The sequence below is a fragment of the Thioalkalivibrio sp. ALE9 genome (assembly GCF_000377445.1).
Classification (GTDB): Bacteria; Pseudomonadota; Gammaproteobacteria; order Ectothiorhodospirales; family Ectothiorhodospiraceae; genus Thioalkalivibrio.
On the sequence record NZ_KB898126.1, the window covers coordinates 59138 to 74981 of the forward strand.

At 67.8% G+C, this 15844-nt stretch carries 17 protein-coding genes and 1 pseudogene; 6 read left to right on the forward strand and 12 right to left on the reverse strand.

The features are described from left to right. Positions 1-97 precede the first annotated feature (97 nt). The gene (gene putP, locus D106_RS0108310; RefSeq protein ID WP_018879772.1) at positions 98-1573 is read left to right on the forward strand and encodes a sodium/proline symporter PutP; all 1476 of its coding nucleotides are present in this window, start codon (positions 98-100) and stop codon (positions 1571-1573) included. Here putP and D106_RS0108315 read toward each other — a convergent pair whose 3' ends face one another. Both D106_RS0108315 and D106_RS0108320 read right to left on the reverse strand, forming a co-directional pair. Then, positions 1574-1912, reverse strand: a complete 339-nt coding sequence (locus D106_RS0108315) for a GIY-YIG nuclease family protein (RefSeq protein WP_018878065.1) — start codon at positions 1910-1912, stop codon at positions 1574-1576. Between the two features lie 14 nt (positions 1913-1926). Beyond that, positions 1927-2253 carry a DUF3634 family protein gene (locus tag D106_RS0108320; protein WP_018865732.1) on the reverse strand — a complete coding sequence of 109 codons (327 nt, stop codon included), beginning with the start codon at positions 2251-2253 and terminating at the stop codon, positions 1927-1929. A 350-nt stretch (positions 2254-2603) separates the two neighbouring features. Here D106_RS0108320 and D106_RS15270 point away from each other — a divergent pair, with 350 nt between their 5' ends. Then, positions 2604-3050 (forward strand): hypothetical protein, encoded by a 447-nt coding sequence (locus D106_RS15270; protein ID WP_231366539.1) that lies wholly within the window; start codon positions 2604-2606, stop codon positions 3048-3050. A 94-nt stretch (positions 3051-3144) separates the two neighbouring features. On the opposite strand, the pseudogene D106_RS0108330 reads toward D106_RS15270, so the two are convergent. The 9 genes and pseudogenes from D106_RS0108330 to D106_RS0108370 all read right to left on the reverse strand — a co-directional run. Continuing rightward, positions 3145-3318, reverse strand: a pseudogene (locus D106_RS0108330) (pirin-like C-terminal cupin domain-containing protein); the annotation flags it as partial. A 4-nt stretch (positions 3319-3322) separates the two neighbouring features. After that, on the reverse strand, positions 3323-3661 hold the full coding sequence (locus D106_RS0108335; protein WP_038032830.1) for a DUF3634 family protein: 339 nt from the start codon (positions 3659-3661) through the stop codon (positions 3323-3325). Between the two features lie 106 nt (positions 3662-3767). Then, the gene (locus D106_RS0108340; RefSeq protein ID WP_018865736.1) at positions 3768-4715 is read right to left on the reverse strand and encodes a nitroreductase family protein; all 948 of its coding nucleotides are present in this window, start codon (positions 4713-4715) and stop codon (positions 3768-3770) included. Between the two features lie 237 nt (positions 4716-4952). Continuing rightward, complete coding sequence (locus D106_RS0108345; RefSeq protein WP_018865737.1) at positions 4953-5462, reverse strand: hypothetical protein; 510 nt, start codon at positions 5460-5462, stop codon at positions 4953-4955. Continuing rightward, positions 5459-5773 carry a hypothetical protein gene (locus D106_RS0108350; RefSeq protein ID WP_018865738.1) on the reverse strand — a complete coding sequence of 105 codons (315 nt, stop codon included), beginning with the start codon at positions 5771-5773 and terminating at the stop codon, positions 5459-5461. Before D106_RS0108350 ends, D106_RS0108345 begins: the two co-directional genes overlap by 4 nt. A 6-nt stretch (positions 5774-5779) precedes the next feature. Beyond that, positions 5780-6955 (reverse strand): hypothetical protein, encoded by a 1176-nt coding sequence (locus D106_RS0108355; RefSeq protein ID WP_018879773.1) that lies wholly within the window; start codon positions 6953-6955, stop codon positions 5780-5782. 45 nt (positions 6956-7000) lie between these two features. After that, positions 7001-7483 carry a hypothetical protein gene (locus D106_RS14270; RefSeq protein ID WP_038035519.1) on the reverse strand — a complete coding sequence of 161 codons (483 nt, stop codon included), beginning with the start codon at positions 7481-7483 and terminating at the stop codon, positions 7001-7003. Between the two features lie 443 nt (positions 7484-7926). Beyond that, complete coding sequence (locus D106_RS0108365; protein WP_018879774.1) at positions 7927-8766, reverse strand: hypothetical protein; 840 nt, start codon at positions 8764-8766, stop codon at positions 7927-7929. A gap of 2 nt (positions 8767-8768) precedes the next feature. Beyond that, positions 8769-10880: a molybdopterin-dependent oxidoreductase gene (locus tag D106_RS0108370; protein ID WP_018879775.1), complete on the reverse strand. Its 2112-nt coding sequence runs from the start codon at positions 10878-10880 to the stop codon at positions 8769-8771. 180 nt (positions 10881-11060) lie between these two features. On the opposite strand from D106_RS0108370, the gene D106_RS0108375 reads away from it, so the two are divergent. Further along, on the forward strand, positions 11061-11429 hold the full coding sequence (locus D106_RS0108375) for a nucleotide pyrophosphohydrolase (protein WP_018879776.1): 369 nt from the start codon (positions 11061-11063) through the stop codon (positions 11427-11429). 305 nt (positions 11430-11734) lie between these two features. Further along, on the forward strand, positions 11735-12103 hold the full coding sequence (locus D106_RS0108380) for a rhodanese-like domain-containing protein (RefSeq protein ID WP_018879777.1): 369 nt from the start codon (positions 11735-11737) through the stop codon (positions 12101-12103). A 77-nt stretch (positions 12104-12180) separates the two neighbouring features. Here the strand turns inward: D106_RS0108380 and D106_RS0108385 are convergent, their stop codons facing one another. Continuing rightward, positions 12181-12387, reverse strand: a complete 207-nt coding sequence (locus D106_RS0108385; RefSeq protein ID WP_018876426.1) for a hypothetical protein — start codon at positions 12385-12387, stop codon at positions 12181-12183. A 199-nt stretch (positions 12388-12586) separates the two neighbouring features. On the opposite strand from D106_RS0108385, the gene D106_RS0108390 reads away from it, so the two are divergent. Further along, positions 12587-13135, forward strand: a complete 549-nt coding sequence (locus tag D106_RS0108390) for a glutathione peroxidase (RefSeq protein WP_018867938.1) — start codon at positions 12587-12589, stop codon at positions 13133-13135. 245 nt (positions 13136-13380) lie between these two features. Continuing rightward, positions 13381-15561 (forward strand): catalase/peroxidase HPI, encoded by a 2181-nt coding sequence (katG, locus tag D106_RS0108395; RefSeq protein WP_018879778.1) that lies wholly within the window; start codon positions 13381-13383, stop codon positions 15559-15561. The last annotated feature ends 283 nt before the right edge of the window (positions 15562-15844 follow it).

A 15844-nucleotide genomic window follows, 5' to 3' on the forward strand; every position in this document is an offset into this window, starting at 1 on the left:
GAGGCCGCCGGGCGGCACGGCGTCCTCTACACTTGATCGAGACGCGACCGAGTACCACAACAACAAGGGCCATCGGCCTGATACGAGGAGACGCTCCATGGAGATCAACATGCCGATGCCCACCCTGGTGACCTTTGCCGCCTATCTGGCGGCGATGTTGATCCTCGGGATTGCGGCCTACCGCACGACCACCACGCTGTCGGACTATGTGCTCGGCGGGCGCCGCCTGGGACCGGGGGTGGCCGCACTGAGTGCCGGGGCCTCGGACATGAGCGGGTGGCTGCTGCTGGGGCTGCCCGGTGCGGTCTACGTGTCCGGCCTGTCCGAGTTGTGGATCGGGGTCGGGCTGGTGGTCGGGGCGCTGCTGAACTGGCTGTTCGTGGCCGGGCGCCTGCGCCGCTTCACCGCGCTGGCGAAGGACTCCCTGACCATCCCGGACTTCCTCGAGAACCGCTTCGAGGACCGCACGCGTATCCTGCGCGTGGTCTCCGCGATCGTGATCCTGGTGTTCTTCACCCTGTATATCTCGGCCGGGCTGGTCGGGGGCGGTCTGCTGTTCCAGAGCTCGTTCGGCATGGATTACGAGACCGCCGTGTGGGTCGGCGCCATCGTGATCATCAGCTACACCTTCCTGGGTGGCTTCCTGGCGGTCAGCTGGACCGACTTCCTGCAGGGCATCCTGATGTTCCTGACGCTCCTGGTGGTGCCGATGTTCGCGGTGGTGCTGGTCGGTGGCTGGGGCAGTGTGCAGAGCGAGGTCGCCGCCGTGGATCCGACGCATGTGCAGGTGCTGCAGGGCATGACCTTCCTCGGCATGATCTCGCTGCTGGCCTGGGGGCTGGGCTATTTCGGCCAGCCGCATATCCTGGCGCGCTTCATGGCGCTGCGCTCCGAGCGCGACGTGCCGCGCGCCACGCTGATCGGCATGACCTGGATGGTCCTGGCCCTGATTGGCGCGGTGGCCACGGGCTACATGGGGATCGCCTACTTTGCCGACGCGCCGCTGGCGGACGGCGAGACCGTGCTGATTGAGCTGATCCGCGCGCTGTTCAACCCGTGGGTGGCGGGCATCCTGATGGCGGCGATCCTCGCCGCGATCATGAGCACCATCGACTCGCAGCTGATCGTCTCCGCCAGTGCGATCACCAACGACTTCTACCGCGGCATCCTGCGCACCGAGGCGGGGGCGACCGAGTTGGTGTGGATCAGCCGTGCCGCCGTACTGGGCGTGTCGCTGGTGGCCCTGCTGCTGGCGATGGCGCCGGAGGCCGGGGTGCTGGACCTGGTGGCCTACGCCTGGGGCGGCTTTGGCGCGGCCTTTGGCCCGGTGATCATCCTCGCGCTGTACTGGTCGCGGATGACGCGCAACGGGGCGCTGGCCGGCATGGTGGTCGGCGCGGTTACCGTGATCCTCTGGAACCAGGCCGAGGGCGGGCTGTTCGACGTCTACGAGTTGCTGCCCGGCTTTATCTTCGCGACCGTGGCCATCGTCGTGGTGAGCCTGCTGACCGGCAAGCCTTCCGCCTCGGTGCAGGAGCAGTTCCGGCACTCGCGCCAGCAGCCGCTGGAGTAGTCACGTCGCCGAGGGCAGCCGGCAGATGCTGGCGGCGTGTGCCCAGTCGCGGGCGAGGGCCCGTTTTGCGGCGGGGCTGTAGCGCTTGATGCGCAGCTCCATGCGCAGCGCCTCGCCACGAGAGGCAAAAGGCCGCGCGGCGAGCAGCTGCCTGGGCCGGTGCATCCGGGTGAAACGGGCACCGCGGCCGCTGCCATGGGCCGCCATGCGGGCGGCCAGGCGCGGTGTCACCCCGGTGTAGATGCGCCCACCCGCGCATTCCAGCAGGTAGACGAACCAGGCCCCGGCGTGCTGGCCGGTCTCCCCGGGTGTGGGAGCGGGCGCGGGCGCGCAAGCCACGGGCACGGCTTCGGTCAGCGCCGCTTCTTGCGGCGCTTGCGGCCTACCTTGATGCGCTGCAGGGCGTGCTGCAGTTCGGATCTGGCCTCTCGGGGTATCGAGGCCGATCCGCGCAGTTGCAGCCCCTGCTGGCGGCGCACGGCGGTCAGGCGACCGTGCTGGATGCCGTAGCGGCGAACCACGTCCCGTACCGTGTGCTGGAACGACTTTGGCGGGTCGCCACGGCGGACCCGCGGCTGTCCGTCCTCGATCTCGATGCTGAAGATGATGCTGACCTGCCAGATCAGCACGGCACCGGCTGCCAGTAGCAGCGCGATCATCAGTAGCAGGGCCAGCAGCATGCAGGTGTCTCCTTCCTTTGCCCAAGCGGGCCGCGCGGTACGCGGTTTGCGGTCCTCGCGGCCGTCTGCCGCGTGCCCATAGTGTCGGTCCCGGGCCACCGGAACACCACCCCCGCCAGGGCAGCATGCCGGCAACCCGGTTCCGGCGGACCGGATCGTGCTTGCCGATCAATGCAACCCGGACGCGGGGCCGGATGGCGCACGCGGCGCGCCATGGGGCGCCCTGGCCGATCAGCGGCAGGGCCTGGCATGGTCCCTGCTTTTCCACCGGTCCGAGCCGGGACTCGCGTTCCGGAAGTGCACACTGTCCGCTACTAGCGCCGGACGGATGAAACCCGAGGAGCCGAGCCATGCTTGACGGAATCGGAGCCAGCGCCGCATTCAATCGCCCCCAATACGGGAACACACCCGGTGGTCAGGGTAATGGGCAGTCCCCTGCCCATGCCGCTGCACAGTCGACGCAGGAGGCGCGCACTGCCAGCGGGCAGGAGACCCGGGCCAACCCCGCAGACGCCCCGCATGCCCAGGGCCCGGCACAGGCGCCCGCCCTGTCCGCACCGGCCATCCAGGTGCTGGCCACGTCGAGTACAACGTCGATCACAACGGATAGCGCCCCCATGGGCGCGATGGCCCCGGCGGCGGGCCTGGCCAGCTTTGCCGGTTCGGCTGTTGCGCCGGGCGTGCAGCCGGCGTCGGTTGACGCGGCTGCCGGGTTTGGCGAGACGCTGCAACCCGACGGCACACTGGATGCTACCGATCCGGCCAATCGGGGTTCGCAGGTGGATACCGAGATCTGACCCGGACGCCCGGGTCGGCCCCGGTTCCGCTGACCTGCGCGGCGTAATCGAGAGCATCCTGTGGCGCAACTCTCGCGGGTACCGGCCCCGGTAGTCAGGGCAGCGGGATGAACTCGTGCTCGTCGCCCGGGACCTTCGGGAAGCGGCCGTCCTGCCAGTCCTGCTTGGCCTGTTCGATGCGCTCGCGGCGGCTGGAGACGAAATTCCATTCGATGTGGCGCTCGCCTACGGGGGCGCCGCCTACCAGGGCGATGGTCGAGGCCGTGGTGGTGTTATCCCGTCGCGCGCATGCCGCCGCCACCGCCACCGCCGCCGCCCGGCGGGGGTGTCCAGACGTTGCGAAAGGCCTGGTGTGTCTTCTTTGGGAGATCGCGGGAGAAACGCAGCTGCACGCCGGCGTCGGTGCGCACGGCGGTGATCCGGCCGCGCTGCAGCCGGAACTGGCGCGCGACCTCCTCGCAGCCGCGCAGGAAAGCGGTCGGCGGTTTGCCGCGCCGCACGCGGGCCGCACCATCGCGCAGTTCCACCGCAAACACCTGCCGTGCATGCCAGAGCATCAGCGCCAGGCCAAGGCCCAGCAGGGCGAACATAATGAGCAGGGTGAGCAGCATCACGAGTAATGGCGTCGGACGAAAGGTGAACGGGGGTTCAGTGTAGCGCACGCCATTCATGCCCCTGCCGCGTGTCGTTTCAAATGGGCGCGGGCGGGCGCTGCCCTCAGCGTTTCAGCATCTCGTCCAGCGGGCGTCGCGGCGTGGGGTGGGGCGTGCCGTCCGGGCGGCCGAGCGCGAACAGCAGTTGTGGCTGGCCCCCGCCCAGCAGTTCGGCCAGTTTGGGGCGCCATTCTGTCTGCTGGATCGGCTGATTCAGATAACGGGCGCAGAGCCCGTGCCGCGTGGCCTCAAGCAGTACGCGCTGCAGGGCCTGCCCGGCCGTCAGCCACTGCATCGGGCCCTCGATCCCGGTGCCCAGTGCCAGCAGTACCGGTGCGGCCCGGGCCGCGCGGGCCTCGTCCCGGGCCATTACTCGGGCGGATACCAGGTGGCGCACGCTCCAGCGGGTCAGACCACCGCTCAGGCGCCCGACTGGCAGCCCGTCGCCATGGGAGGGCGCGCGCATCCAGTGCGCCAGCTCGCGGCGCCAGGCGGGGTTCTTCCACTGCGCCGCCGTCGCCGCCCGGACCCGCTCGGCGACTTCCCCGCGGCATTCCGGGTCCGTGATCGGACGCAGCCAGGCCCCTTCCTGGCGGGCGGCCTGTACGAGGGTGGCGATGATGTCCGCGGAGGGTTGGTCCGGCCGAAAACGGCCGCGCCAGGAATGGCGCGCGCCGATCCACTCCCGCAGGGGTGCCAGCTCCTGCCGGTCCGGCCCGCTGTGGTGCCCGGTCAGCAGGCGCACGAACGGGCCGCTGCCCGCCTGTTCCGGGCGTACGTTCAGGCCTTGGCCGTCCGCGGCGGCGGCCATGCGCAGGTTCAGCACCGCGCAGCCACAGCTGATGATGCGCTCGCGCCCGGTCGGGTCGTTCACGGGCAGCGAGCGCGCCGGATCGGTCCAGACCTCGACCCCTGCGCGATCCACGCGGAACCGCCAGGGCTGGGTGTTGTGCGAAGAGGGCGCCTGCCCGGCCAGGCGCAGCCACTCGCGGATGACGGGGTCGATCTCCATGTCGCCAACATACCGCCGCCCAGCGCAGCTGGCGACTGTTGCCGGTGCAGCCGCAAGCAGATCACGACGCTGTGCCTGTCCCGCCCGGGCTGCCGGCGGTGATAGGTCGTAATTCAGGGGTTACAGCGATCAGCCGATTAGCCGTCGGTACAAGGCGAAGTCGGCATCGAGGTCGGGGTCTGTTTCATCCAGTGGCGGTGCGCATTGCCGACCCGCAGGTCAGCAAGGTTGAGTCCTTCATGATCGATCTCCGGGCGACACCGGTGCCGAGTCCCCTGCGGGTCTCGATTTGGGGGTGTCCAGAGGGTTCAGCCACCAGATGGTGAACAGCAGCAGGGCGGTGGAGATGGGGTACATCGCGAGGCTCATGCCGGTGGACGGTATGACGATGGCGGCCGGGAGGCCCGCTACCAGCCCGGCCTTGATGGTCAGCGGCACCTTGCGCAATGGCCGGTTCATCAGGCAGGCGCCTGCGTAGAGGGCGATCCAGCCCCACAGCCCGGCGATTGCGGCAAACAGGCTTCTGGCTTCAAAGATGATCCGGGCGCGGGTGAAGTCTTCTTCGTGGATTCCCCGGTCCCGCGCCAGGTGCGAGGCATCGTCGAAGACCGAGCCGAGTCCCCACGCCGTAGAGAAATAGCCGCTGCCCAGCCAGAACAACCAGGCCAGGAACCAGAAGAAAATGACGCTGGATACGGCCAGTAACACGAGCATGGCGGCCTTCAGGCCCAGTTTCAGGATTCTCATGGCTTACCTCTGGATGCGCTCAGGGCGTTACGAATGGGCGCCCGGAATACGAACAGGGCGCGGACCGCGTACGGCATCAGCAGCGGGAGGCCGAACACCAGCATCCGTTCGAGCTGTGGAGGTGTCCCGTCGGGCATGCCCCATACGGCCAGGAAGAACACCGGGAAAGGGGCAAGCAGGGCCAGAGCCGCGTAGAACACCCGTGTACCCAGGCGTGCACGGGCACGGGCTCCGAGGATGATCAGGGCGAATAGGGCCGCGTAAACGAAAAGAAAAAGCAGAATCCACGTAAACAAGGCCAGTGTGAACATGGATCGTTACTCCCTGCCTTGTGGCGTGACCGAGGCATCCGGAAGCGCGGTGTGCATCTGGATCCAGGGTGCCCCGAGACGCCCTGGGTACTCTTCCAGGAGCAGCCGGTCACCCTCGCGTACCTCTCGGTAGAGCGCACCTCCGACCGTTACCCCGTATCCCCGTTGGGGGCCGTCCCATCCATCCACGCGCAGGTAACGGCGAGTGCCTCCCCGGCTGCTCCTCATGGTGGTCTTTTCCTGCACCTCCACCACGTATTGGGCGGGTGCCGCCTGGTCGAACGCCATGTTCACTTCGCGCAGCAGGCCGTAGCTGGTCATCAGGGCACCCAGATAACCCGCCAGGGCCAGTTCGAGCAGGACCAGATGCGTTCGTGACGTGCGGCCGACCAGTACGATGCTCAGCACCATCAACGAGCCGACCACGACGGCCGCGAGGGTGAGCGCAAGCGGCAGCAGGCCCGCCAGGCTGGCAGGTGCAGGCAGGGGCGAAAACATGATGGGGGCCAGCAGCGCCGTCCCGCCCATCAGCAGGGCCGTACTGGCACCCGCGAACAGCGCCGCCTTCCATGCAAATGGCTCCCTGCGGCCGCGTACCGCGGCGGGAACCTCCGCCTCCAGTGCCTCGGCGATCTCGCGCAAGCCCGGGACGAATGCCCGGGCGAGCACGATCGGTCTTGGTTTCTTGCGCCGCCTCGGCGATTTGACCTCCACCCAGATCCGTTCGCGCCGAACCCGGAGCTGGCGGAACCGAACATCCTGCTCTTCGCATTGTTCGAGGAGGCGCAGCATTCGTGCCTGTGTCGTGGCGCAACCCGTGAGGGCGCGGCAGAGGCTTTGCTGGTCCGTGACCAGGTAAAAGGCCCGGTCGAACGCTCGGTTTCCGGTGCGGCAGGCCACGGAGAGGCCAATGGCCGTAAAAGGGTAGTCCCACCAGCGTCGAGCCTTGACGCGAAGCTCGATATCGGGGGCCTGGTCGAAGCCGATGCGTTGCAAAGGGGCGCGACGGCTTCCGGTTTCCTGCTCGCTGTAAAGGGCATCCTCGGGCGGGTTGCCCATTGGTGTTCCGGTGTACGGGTTGTTGAATGTCAGGGCCTGCAATTTCCAGCGGTCCTCCATCCTGTGTCGGTAGCCAATGACCGCCATTCCGATCATCGTGACCAATCCAGCCAGCATCCACATCCGCACGTCCCTTGTGGCAGTGTGTGAGCGCGAACCCGTCGGGCCCTACTCGGTGTCGCTCCGGGGTGAGCTGCCCGGGTTCCATTCCGCCTGCATCGCGAACAGATCGACCAGTGCCCGGGCATTCGGATCGTCACAGCCGTGTTGGTCGATGCGCCGCTTCACCTGGGCCTGGATGTCTTCCTGGCCGCGAAGCAGGGTCGCCGCGATCTGCTCTTGGGTGGCTTCGGGGTGCTGGTCCTCCAGCGCCATGACGGAGCGCAGGTAGACCATCTGCTGATTAGCCAGAAACGCGATCATCTGATCCTCTTCGACTTCCGTGCAGCGCATGGCGGCCGTACCGGCGGCGACGAATTGACTCAGGATGGTCAGGATCTCGGGTGGTTCATCGGCCTCAGCCGGGGCCATCAGCCCCAGCAAGAGCAACCATCCGAGCGTTGCGGCCCCGATGGTCGAAGCGCAAAGGCGGTGCGATCGCGTACACGAGGCAAGGCCCGGGCGGGCCGAATTGCGGCGGGTCTTCTTCATCGTTTCCCTCCCTGGAAACATTGCCAACACCCTTGATCGGGTGTGCCCCTAATCTAGGGAAATGCGGATTAATGTGCACGCACGCGCTCGAGTCGCTTTTGCGTGCGAACAAGGCGCGGTGACTGCCGTGCAGTCATTCCGCACAAAGGAGCCGCAACGCCGTGCGCGCTCAAAAGCGGCCGAGCCCCTGCTTTCAATGGTTTGCGGGGTTGGCACCCCAGGTTCCCCGATCCTGCGTTGCGCCGCTTACGGGTAGAACCACTACCCGCTACGCGACGTGCCTTGTCTCGGAAAACCTGGGGTGCCAACGCGTGCGTGCACATTAATCCGCATTTCCCTAGATGCCCGCTGCAGGGCTGTCACCCCTTGGGTTGCCCGCGTGCTGATGGGGGGTATGGGGGCGGACAGGTTGCCCCGGCCAGGCCGGGCGCGGGCTGCCGACGCTACAGCGTGTGGCCGGTCAGGTGCTGGTAGAGGGCGAAGCCGGCGTCCCGATCCTGGCAGCGCAGGATGGCGGCGCGGCCCGGGGTGGACGGGTCCGGCTGCAGATTCACGCCGGCTGCCTCGGCGGCTCGGAAGTCGACGTCCCGCAGTTCGATCTCGTCGAATACCGAGATGACGAAGCCGCCGGGGATCGGCGGGGGCGGGGTGAACGGTTCGCCGTCTGCCAGCGCCACCCAGGCCGGGATGAAGGCCGGGCCGTAGAAGTCAAAGAAGCCGTTGGAGCCGCGCAGGTGGGCCTCGATCGGTCGCCCGCCAATCAGCTCGATGTTGCAGATGCCGCTGTATCCGGTCAGGTTGCGCCGCACCCAGTCGGCGATCCACGGCTCAACCTCGGGCACGGCGGCGCCGATCTCCCAGTAGATCGGACGTGCGGCGTCCTTCTCGTCCGAGCCGCGGGTGTGGGCGAACCAGCGCACCTCGCCGTTCTCCACCAGGCAGTCGGTGCTGGTGTGGGCGCCCTCCAGGCGCTGGCACCAGAAGCTGCCGGGCTCGGCCGGCACCTCGCCAGCGGGCAGGGCACGCGCATCCAGCCCCATGCCGGCGAGGTTGGTGATCGGCTTCACGAACACCGTGTCCGCCGCGTCCAGCCCCAGGTCCGTGGGCGCGACCCCGCAGGGCGCGGCGGTCAGGCCCGCATCCAGGGCCAGGCGCAGCTTGTCGTAGACATGGCGATGCGCGGGATTCAGCCGCCAGGCGGCGGCGTCCGACACCGCCACCTCGCGGCGCGGCTGCGGCCGGAAGAGGTGCCGGCGCTCGGGCAGAACACCAACGAAGGGCACGATCAGCCCGCCTCCGGAAGGCGTTGCTCGTGCCCGGCGTGCAGGCGTTCCACCTCGCACAGCAGCGACTTGAACGCGGGGAAGCCGCTGATCGGGTCGAGGTTGCGGTCGTCGGTCAGCTCGTTGACGTTGGCGTGGTTCCAGCCGTGCTGGCAGTGCGCCACACCGGGCTTGATGCGGTCGGTGACCTTCGCCACGAAGGCGACCCGCCCGCGCGGCGAGCGCACCTCCACGGTGTCGCCATCAGCGATGCCGCGCGCCGCGGCATCCTCGGGGTGCAGCTCCACCAGCGGCTCCGGCATTGCCCGGCGCATGCGCTCCAGGTACTGGTGCTGCGAATGGGTAGCGTGCTTGTGGCGCGCGCCGCTGGTCAGCACCAGCGGATAGTCGCGCGCCAGCTCCGGCGTGGAAACCGGGCTCTCGGCCGGCTCACGCCAGACCGGCAGCCCGTCGTGCCCGGCCTCGCGCAGTTCGGCGGCGTCGAACTCCACCTTGCCGCTGACCGTGCGGAAGCCGTGCAGGCGGTACTGGCGGTCGCCCTCCTCGAAGCCGTGCTCGACCATGTCGTCCAGCGCCTTGGCGAACACGGTCACGCCGTCCGGGTCGTTGTACACCTGCTCGCGGATGGTCTCGGGGATGCCCGCGGCGGCCTCGGCCCAGCTCGCCTCCAGATCGCCGTTCCAGAACTGCTCCGCCATCCCCAGGCGCACGCCCAGCTCGAGGAACACCTCGGCGTCGGCGCGTGCCTCGCCGCGCGGGTCCACCGCCTGATGCCGGTAACGCAGCTCGCCCCGGAAGTTGCAGCCGGGATAGGCGATCAGCGCCGGGCGCTCGAGGCTGGTGGCGGCCGGCAGCACGATGTCCGCCATGCGCGTGGCCGGGTTGTGGAAGAAGTCCGACACGGCGAAGAAATCCAGCGCCCCCAGCGCCTGTTCCATGCGCTTCGAGTTCGGCCACATCGCGGTGTTGATGCCCATCGCCAGCAGCGAGCGCACCTGCTGCGGCCGGCCGTCGAGGATCGCGTCCGGCAGCAGCATGCTCTGCGCCGCCGGCCAGTGGGCCGTCCACACCGGGAAGGTCTCGTCGCCGATGCGCGGCGGCAGGTTTTCCCTGCAGTGGTCGAACAGGTCGATCGGCTTCGGCGTGACCTTGTCGTTGAAGAAGCGGTTGCCGCCCTCGCGGTCGATGTTGCCGGTGACCGCCGCCAGCAGGGTCACCGCGCGGTGATTCTGGAAGCCGTTGGAATGCTGCACGGTGGCGGTGGGCGAGAGCATGATCTGCGCCGGGGCGCGGGTCGCGTAGAGCTCGGCGGCGCGCTGCAGATCGGCCGCCTCGATTCCGCAGATCGCCGCCACCCGCCCCGGCGGGAATTCGGCCACGTATTCGCGGAAGGCCTCCACCCCGTTGCCCCATTCGTCGAGGAAGGCCTGGTCCTGCCAGCCGTTCTCGAAGATCAGGTAGTGCATGCCCAGCGCCAGCGCCCCGTCGGTGCCCGGACGGATCTGCAGGTGCACCTCGGCCTGCTCCGCCAGCGGGGTCACCCGCGGGTCCACCACCACCGTGGCGCAGCCGGGGCGTGCCGCGGCCAGCGCATGCTGATGGAACGGCGGGATGGACCCGCGCGGGTTGGTGGACCACACCAGCAGGCAGCGGGTCGCATCCGAGGCCACGGTGGAGGAGGTCTTGATCTTGGTGCCGAAGGTCACCTCCTCCGCCACCTTGGTCGAGGAGAAGCAGCAGCCGCTCTCGGTCAGGTAGTTGGGCGAGCCGAAGGCATGCGCCAGGCGCTGCAGCTGCGGGCGCGCCTCCTTGGTATAGCCGGCGAAGAACGCGGCCGCCGGGGCGCCGTGCTCCTCGCGGGTCGCGCGCAGGCGCTCGGCGATGGTGTCCAGTGCCTCGTCCCAGGAGATGCGCTCGAACTCGCCGCTGCCGCGCGGTCCGGTGCGCCGCAGCGGGTACAGCAGACGTTCGGGATGGTTGCGCCGATCCAGCTGGACGTAGCAGCGCGGACAGTCGGGGCCGTCGATCTTCACCGGCTCGCCAGCGTTGTCCAGGGTCACGTCGATCGCGCAGTTGGCGTCGCACTCGTAACAGGTACTTTTTACACTCGCCATCGGGCGATGTTCCTTGTTCCGCGGGCAGTCCCGGTTGCTGAAGGCCGATTATGCCGGTAGCCGGCGAGCACTCGTGAACAACGCCTGGAATCGCGGGGCCACCGCTGTATGGGGCGGTACGCCTGGCGTTGGTTGAGGGTACGATGCGACCCGGGCGGCGATCGATATCAAGGGGGCGCGATGAAAGGGGAATCGGACGGCGCACAGGGGCTGGAGGAACTCGCCCGGCAACTGGAGTCGTTCGTCGAGGCGCGCGACCGGGTACGGTTCAATTCGCCCAAGAACCTTTCCATGGCACTGGCGGGCGAGGTCGGCGAACTGATCGAGCATTTCCAGTGGCTGACTCAGGAACAGTCCAGCCACCTGTCCGCCGAGACCCACGAGGCGGCGCGCCAGGAGATCGCGGACGTCCAGATCTACCTCCTGCTGCTGGCCCGCAAGCTCGATATCGACCCGGTCGAGGCCGCCAGCGACAAACTGGAGATGAACGCCCGGAAGTATCCCGTCGAAAAGGCCCGCGGCAACGCCCGCAAATACTCTGGCCTGTAACCCGTGCCACCCAGCCACTGTCTGTGAGACAGCCTTGGGCGACAGCCACGGTGGAGCTAAACGCCGCAGGAGCGTGCTTGCGCGCGAAATCCCTGCCAAAGTCAGACGCAGGCCGGGGCTTCGCGTGCAAGCACGCTCCCACAGAGGCGTGCCCCGTCATTGCGAGGCCTCGCAGAGGCCGTGGCAATCGGCCGGAGCGGCCCGCGAGGTGTCGGTGTGGCGATGAACCACTCTCGACGCACGCGAGCGCAGGCGGATGTACGCTTGGGGTCAGCCACGGGCATCGTGGACAGGAGGTGATCGCGATGGATTGGAGCCAGTGGCGACCGTTCGGCCGCGTGCCGGAGATGAGTCCGGAGGATCTGGCGCGGGCGTTGGAAAACGCCGAGGTGCAGTTGCTGGATGTGCGTACCGGGGTCGAGCACCGTCGGAGCCGCATCCCGGGTGCCCGCCATCTCCCGATCACGCGGTTCTCCGAGGCGGCGCTGTCCGGCCTGGAGCTGGATCGCGGACGCCCCGTGGTGGCCATCTGCCTCAGTGCACACCGCAGTATCCCGGCCGTACGCAAGCTGCGGGCGCACGGCTACGATGCCCGTCAGCTTCAGGGTGGCATGTTCGCCTGGTGGCGGGCCGGGCTGCCGTGCGAACGAGACCGCACGGACGCCGGGGAATGAAGGCCGTCCGGCGCGGCCCTTTCGGTCAGGAACCGCGTTTCAGTTCCGTTCGCTGCGGGCGGCCGACCCCGGACACTTCAATCGGCGTCATCATCGTCCTGCTTGCCGCCCGGGGTGACGGCGCGTCCCACCGCCCCGGCGGTCTTGCCGGTGGCCTTTACGGTTCCGGTTGTGACACTGACAGCGGCGCTCCCGGCAGTGCCGGCAACCTTCACGGCGGTGCAGCCAGTCGCCAGCGGCAGGATGACGGCAAGCAGCAGGAGCGGGCGGGCGTAGACAATCATCGGCGGAAGCCCTTGTTGATGGTTGCCCACAAGGGTACGCACGACATGCCCGCAAGGCCATGGCCGGCGCGGACAGGCGCTTCGGCTCGGCGGCTGTGCGACGGCATCGCGATCCCGGCCTGGCCGTGACCAACCGGCCTTCCGCAGAACCCGAAGGCATGCCGGTGGTCTGACCGTGGAGACCCCGTGGAGATGTGTCATGTCCCGTTTCGCGCCCCTGTTCGCCGCTCTGTTCCTGGTGCTGCCGATGGCCTGTGCAAGCGCCACGGAGCCGAATACCGAAGCCCTGTTCCATCACGAGCTGGGTCGCCTGCATTCGTCTGAAGTGATCAACCTGCAGGAGCGTTTCCAGGGGCAGCCGCTGCTGATCATCAACACGGCCAGCCATTGCGGTTACACCGACCAGTTCGGCGGTCTGGAACAGTTGCACCGGGACTACCGGGACCGGGGGCTGAAGGTGGTAGGCTTCCCTTCCCATGACTTCAATCAGGAGGCCGACGACGAGGCCGAGACCGCCCGGGTGTGCTTCGAGAACTTTGGCGTCACCTTCGACATGTTCAGGCCGATTGGCGTGCGCGGCGCGGATGCCCATCCGATCTTCCGCGAGCTGGCGCGCCAGGCCGACGCCCCGCGCTGGAACTTCTACAAGTACGTGGTGGACCGGGAGGGTCGGGTGGTCGCGCATTTCCCCAGCCAGGCGGGCCCCGGCTCCGCCGATCTACGCCGCGCGATCGAGAGCATCCTGTAACCGCACGCGCTGTGCACTCGCCCGTGGAGCGATAGTGACGGGCTATCCCGATCATGGTGAATCTCAACTGGCACCAATGACTCGGGCGGCCTACCTTCAGGGATAAACAAACAGCACGCCGTTCTCCGGCTGCAGCCGGGAAGAGACGGAGAAGGCGTGCGGTCCCTCACGGAAGCCGGCCATCACGAAAGGATAGTGGCTTCCCGAACACGAACACGCTCTACGCAGCGAACAAGGAGAAGGATATGGGTGAGCATCAGAACATGGGCAAATGCCCGGTCATGCACGGCGGCGAGACGGCCGCTGGTCACTCGGTGATGGACTGGTGGCCGGAATCGCTGAATCTGGACATCCTGCATCAGCATGACCGCAAGACGAACCCGATGGGCGAGGACTTCGACTACCGGGAAGAGGTGAAGAAGCTCGACTTCGAGGCCCTGAAAAAGGACATGCACGCGCTGCTGACCGAGAGCCAGGCGTGGTGGCCGGCCGACTGGGGACACTACGGCGGGCTGATGATCCGCATGTCCTGGCACGCGGCGGGTACCTACCGGATCGCCGATGGCCGGGGTGGCGGCGGCACCGGCAACCAGCGCTTCGCGCCGATCAACAGCTGGCCGGACAACGCCAGCCTCGACAAGGCGCGCCGCCTGCTGTGGCCGCTCAAGAAGAAGTACGGCAACAAGATCAGCTGGGCCGACCTGATCATCCTGGCCGGTAATGTGGCCTACGAGAACATGGGCCTGAAGACCTTCGGCTTTTCCTTCGGCCGCGAGGATATCTGGCACCCCGAGAAGGACACCTACTGGGGCGCGGAGAAGGAGTGGCTGGCGCCCTCCGACGAGCGCTACGGCGACGTCGAGAAGCCCGACACCATGGAGAACCCGCTGGCGGCCGTGCAGATGGGCCTGATCTATGTGAACCCGGAAGGCGTCAACGGCAAGCCCGATCCGCTCAAGACCGGCGAACAGGTACGCGAGACCTTCGCCCGCATGGCGATGAACGACGAGGAGACCGCGGCGCTGACCGCCGGCGGTCACACCGTGGGCAAGTGCCACGGCAACGGCGATGCCGGCGCGCTGGGCCCGGAACCGGAAGGCGCCAATGTCGAGGAACAGGGCTTCGGCTGGAAGAACCCCAACATGCAGGGAAAGGCCACCAACGCCATCACCTCCGGTATCGAAGGCGCCTGGACCAAGAACCCGACCCAGTTCGACATGGGCTATTTCGAGGCCTTGCTCGACCACGAGTGGGAGCTCAAGAAGAGCCCGGCCGGGGCCTGGCAGTGGGAGCCGGTGGACGTGAAGGAGGAGGACAAGCCGGTCGATGCCACGGACCCCTCCATCCGCCATAACCCGATCATGACTGATGCGGACATGGCGATGAAGATGGATCCCGTCTACCGCAAGTACATGGACGCCTTCCGCAAGGACCCCGAGTACTTCAAGGATTGCTTCGCCCGCGCCTGGTTCAAGCTGATCCACCGCGATATGGGCCCGAAGACCCGCTACATCGGGCCGGACGCGCCGCAGGAGGACCTGATCTGGCAGGACCCGGTGCCGGCCGGCAACACGGACTATTCCGTGGAGGCGGCTAAAAAGAAGATCGCCGCGAGCGGGCTGAGTATCGCCGAGATGGTCGCGACCGCCTGGGACAGCGCCCGTACCTTCCGTGGCTCCGATATGCGCGGTGGTGCCAACGGCGCCCGCATCCGCCTGGCGCCGCAGAAGGACTGGGAAGGCAACGAGCCCGAGCGCCTGGCCCGCGTGCTCAAGGTCTACGAGCAGCTCTCCGCCGAGACCGGCGCTAGCGTGGCCGACCTGATCGTGCTGGGCGGCAGCGTGGGCATCGAGCAGGCGGCGCGGGCGGCCGGTCTCGATGTGCTGGTGCCGTTCATCCCGGGCCGGGGTGACGCCAGCGCCGAGATGACCGACGCCGACTCCTTCGAACCGCTGGAGCCGCTGGCCGATGGCTTCCGCAACTGGCTGAAGAAGGATTACGTGGTCAAGCCGGAAGAGATGCTGCTCGACCGCGCCCAGCTGATGGGCCTGACCGCGCCGGAGATGACCGTGCTGATTGGCGGTATGCGCGTGCTGGGTACCAACCATGGTGGCAGCAAGCATGGCGTGTTCACCGACCGTGAGGGCCAGTTGACGAACGACTTCTTCGTCAACCTGACCGACATGGCCTACGCCTGGCAGCCCGCGGGTAACGGCGTGTACGAGGTGCGCGATCGCCAGGGCGATCAGGTGAAGTGGACCGCCAGCCGCATCGACCTGGTGTTTGGTTCCAACTCCATCCTGCGCAGCTACGCCGAGGTGTACGCCCAGGACGACAACCAGGAGAAGTTCGTGAAGGACTTCATCACGGCCTGGACCAAGGTGATGAACGCCGACCGCTTCGACCTGGAGCAGTTCCAGCAGTAAGCACGGCCCGAGCCAGGCGGTTCGCCCGGTTCAGATCCAGAGGCGCCCGGGGTTTTCCCCGGGCGCTTTTTTTGTTGCGCAGGGTGGAAGCTCTCGGCGTAGGCCCTGACGCCCGCCGGATCCGGCGCCCGGGCTGTCCCGGGAGATCGCCACGTCGCTGCGCTCCTCGCGATGACGGTGCTTTACTGGCCGTCATCGCGAGCTCCCGCGGGGGCTGCGGCCATCCGCAGGTCGTCCCGGGCTCCGGCCGGCATGATCGAGGGTTTGCTGCGGAAGGCGGCCT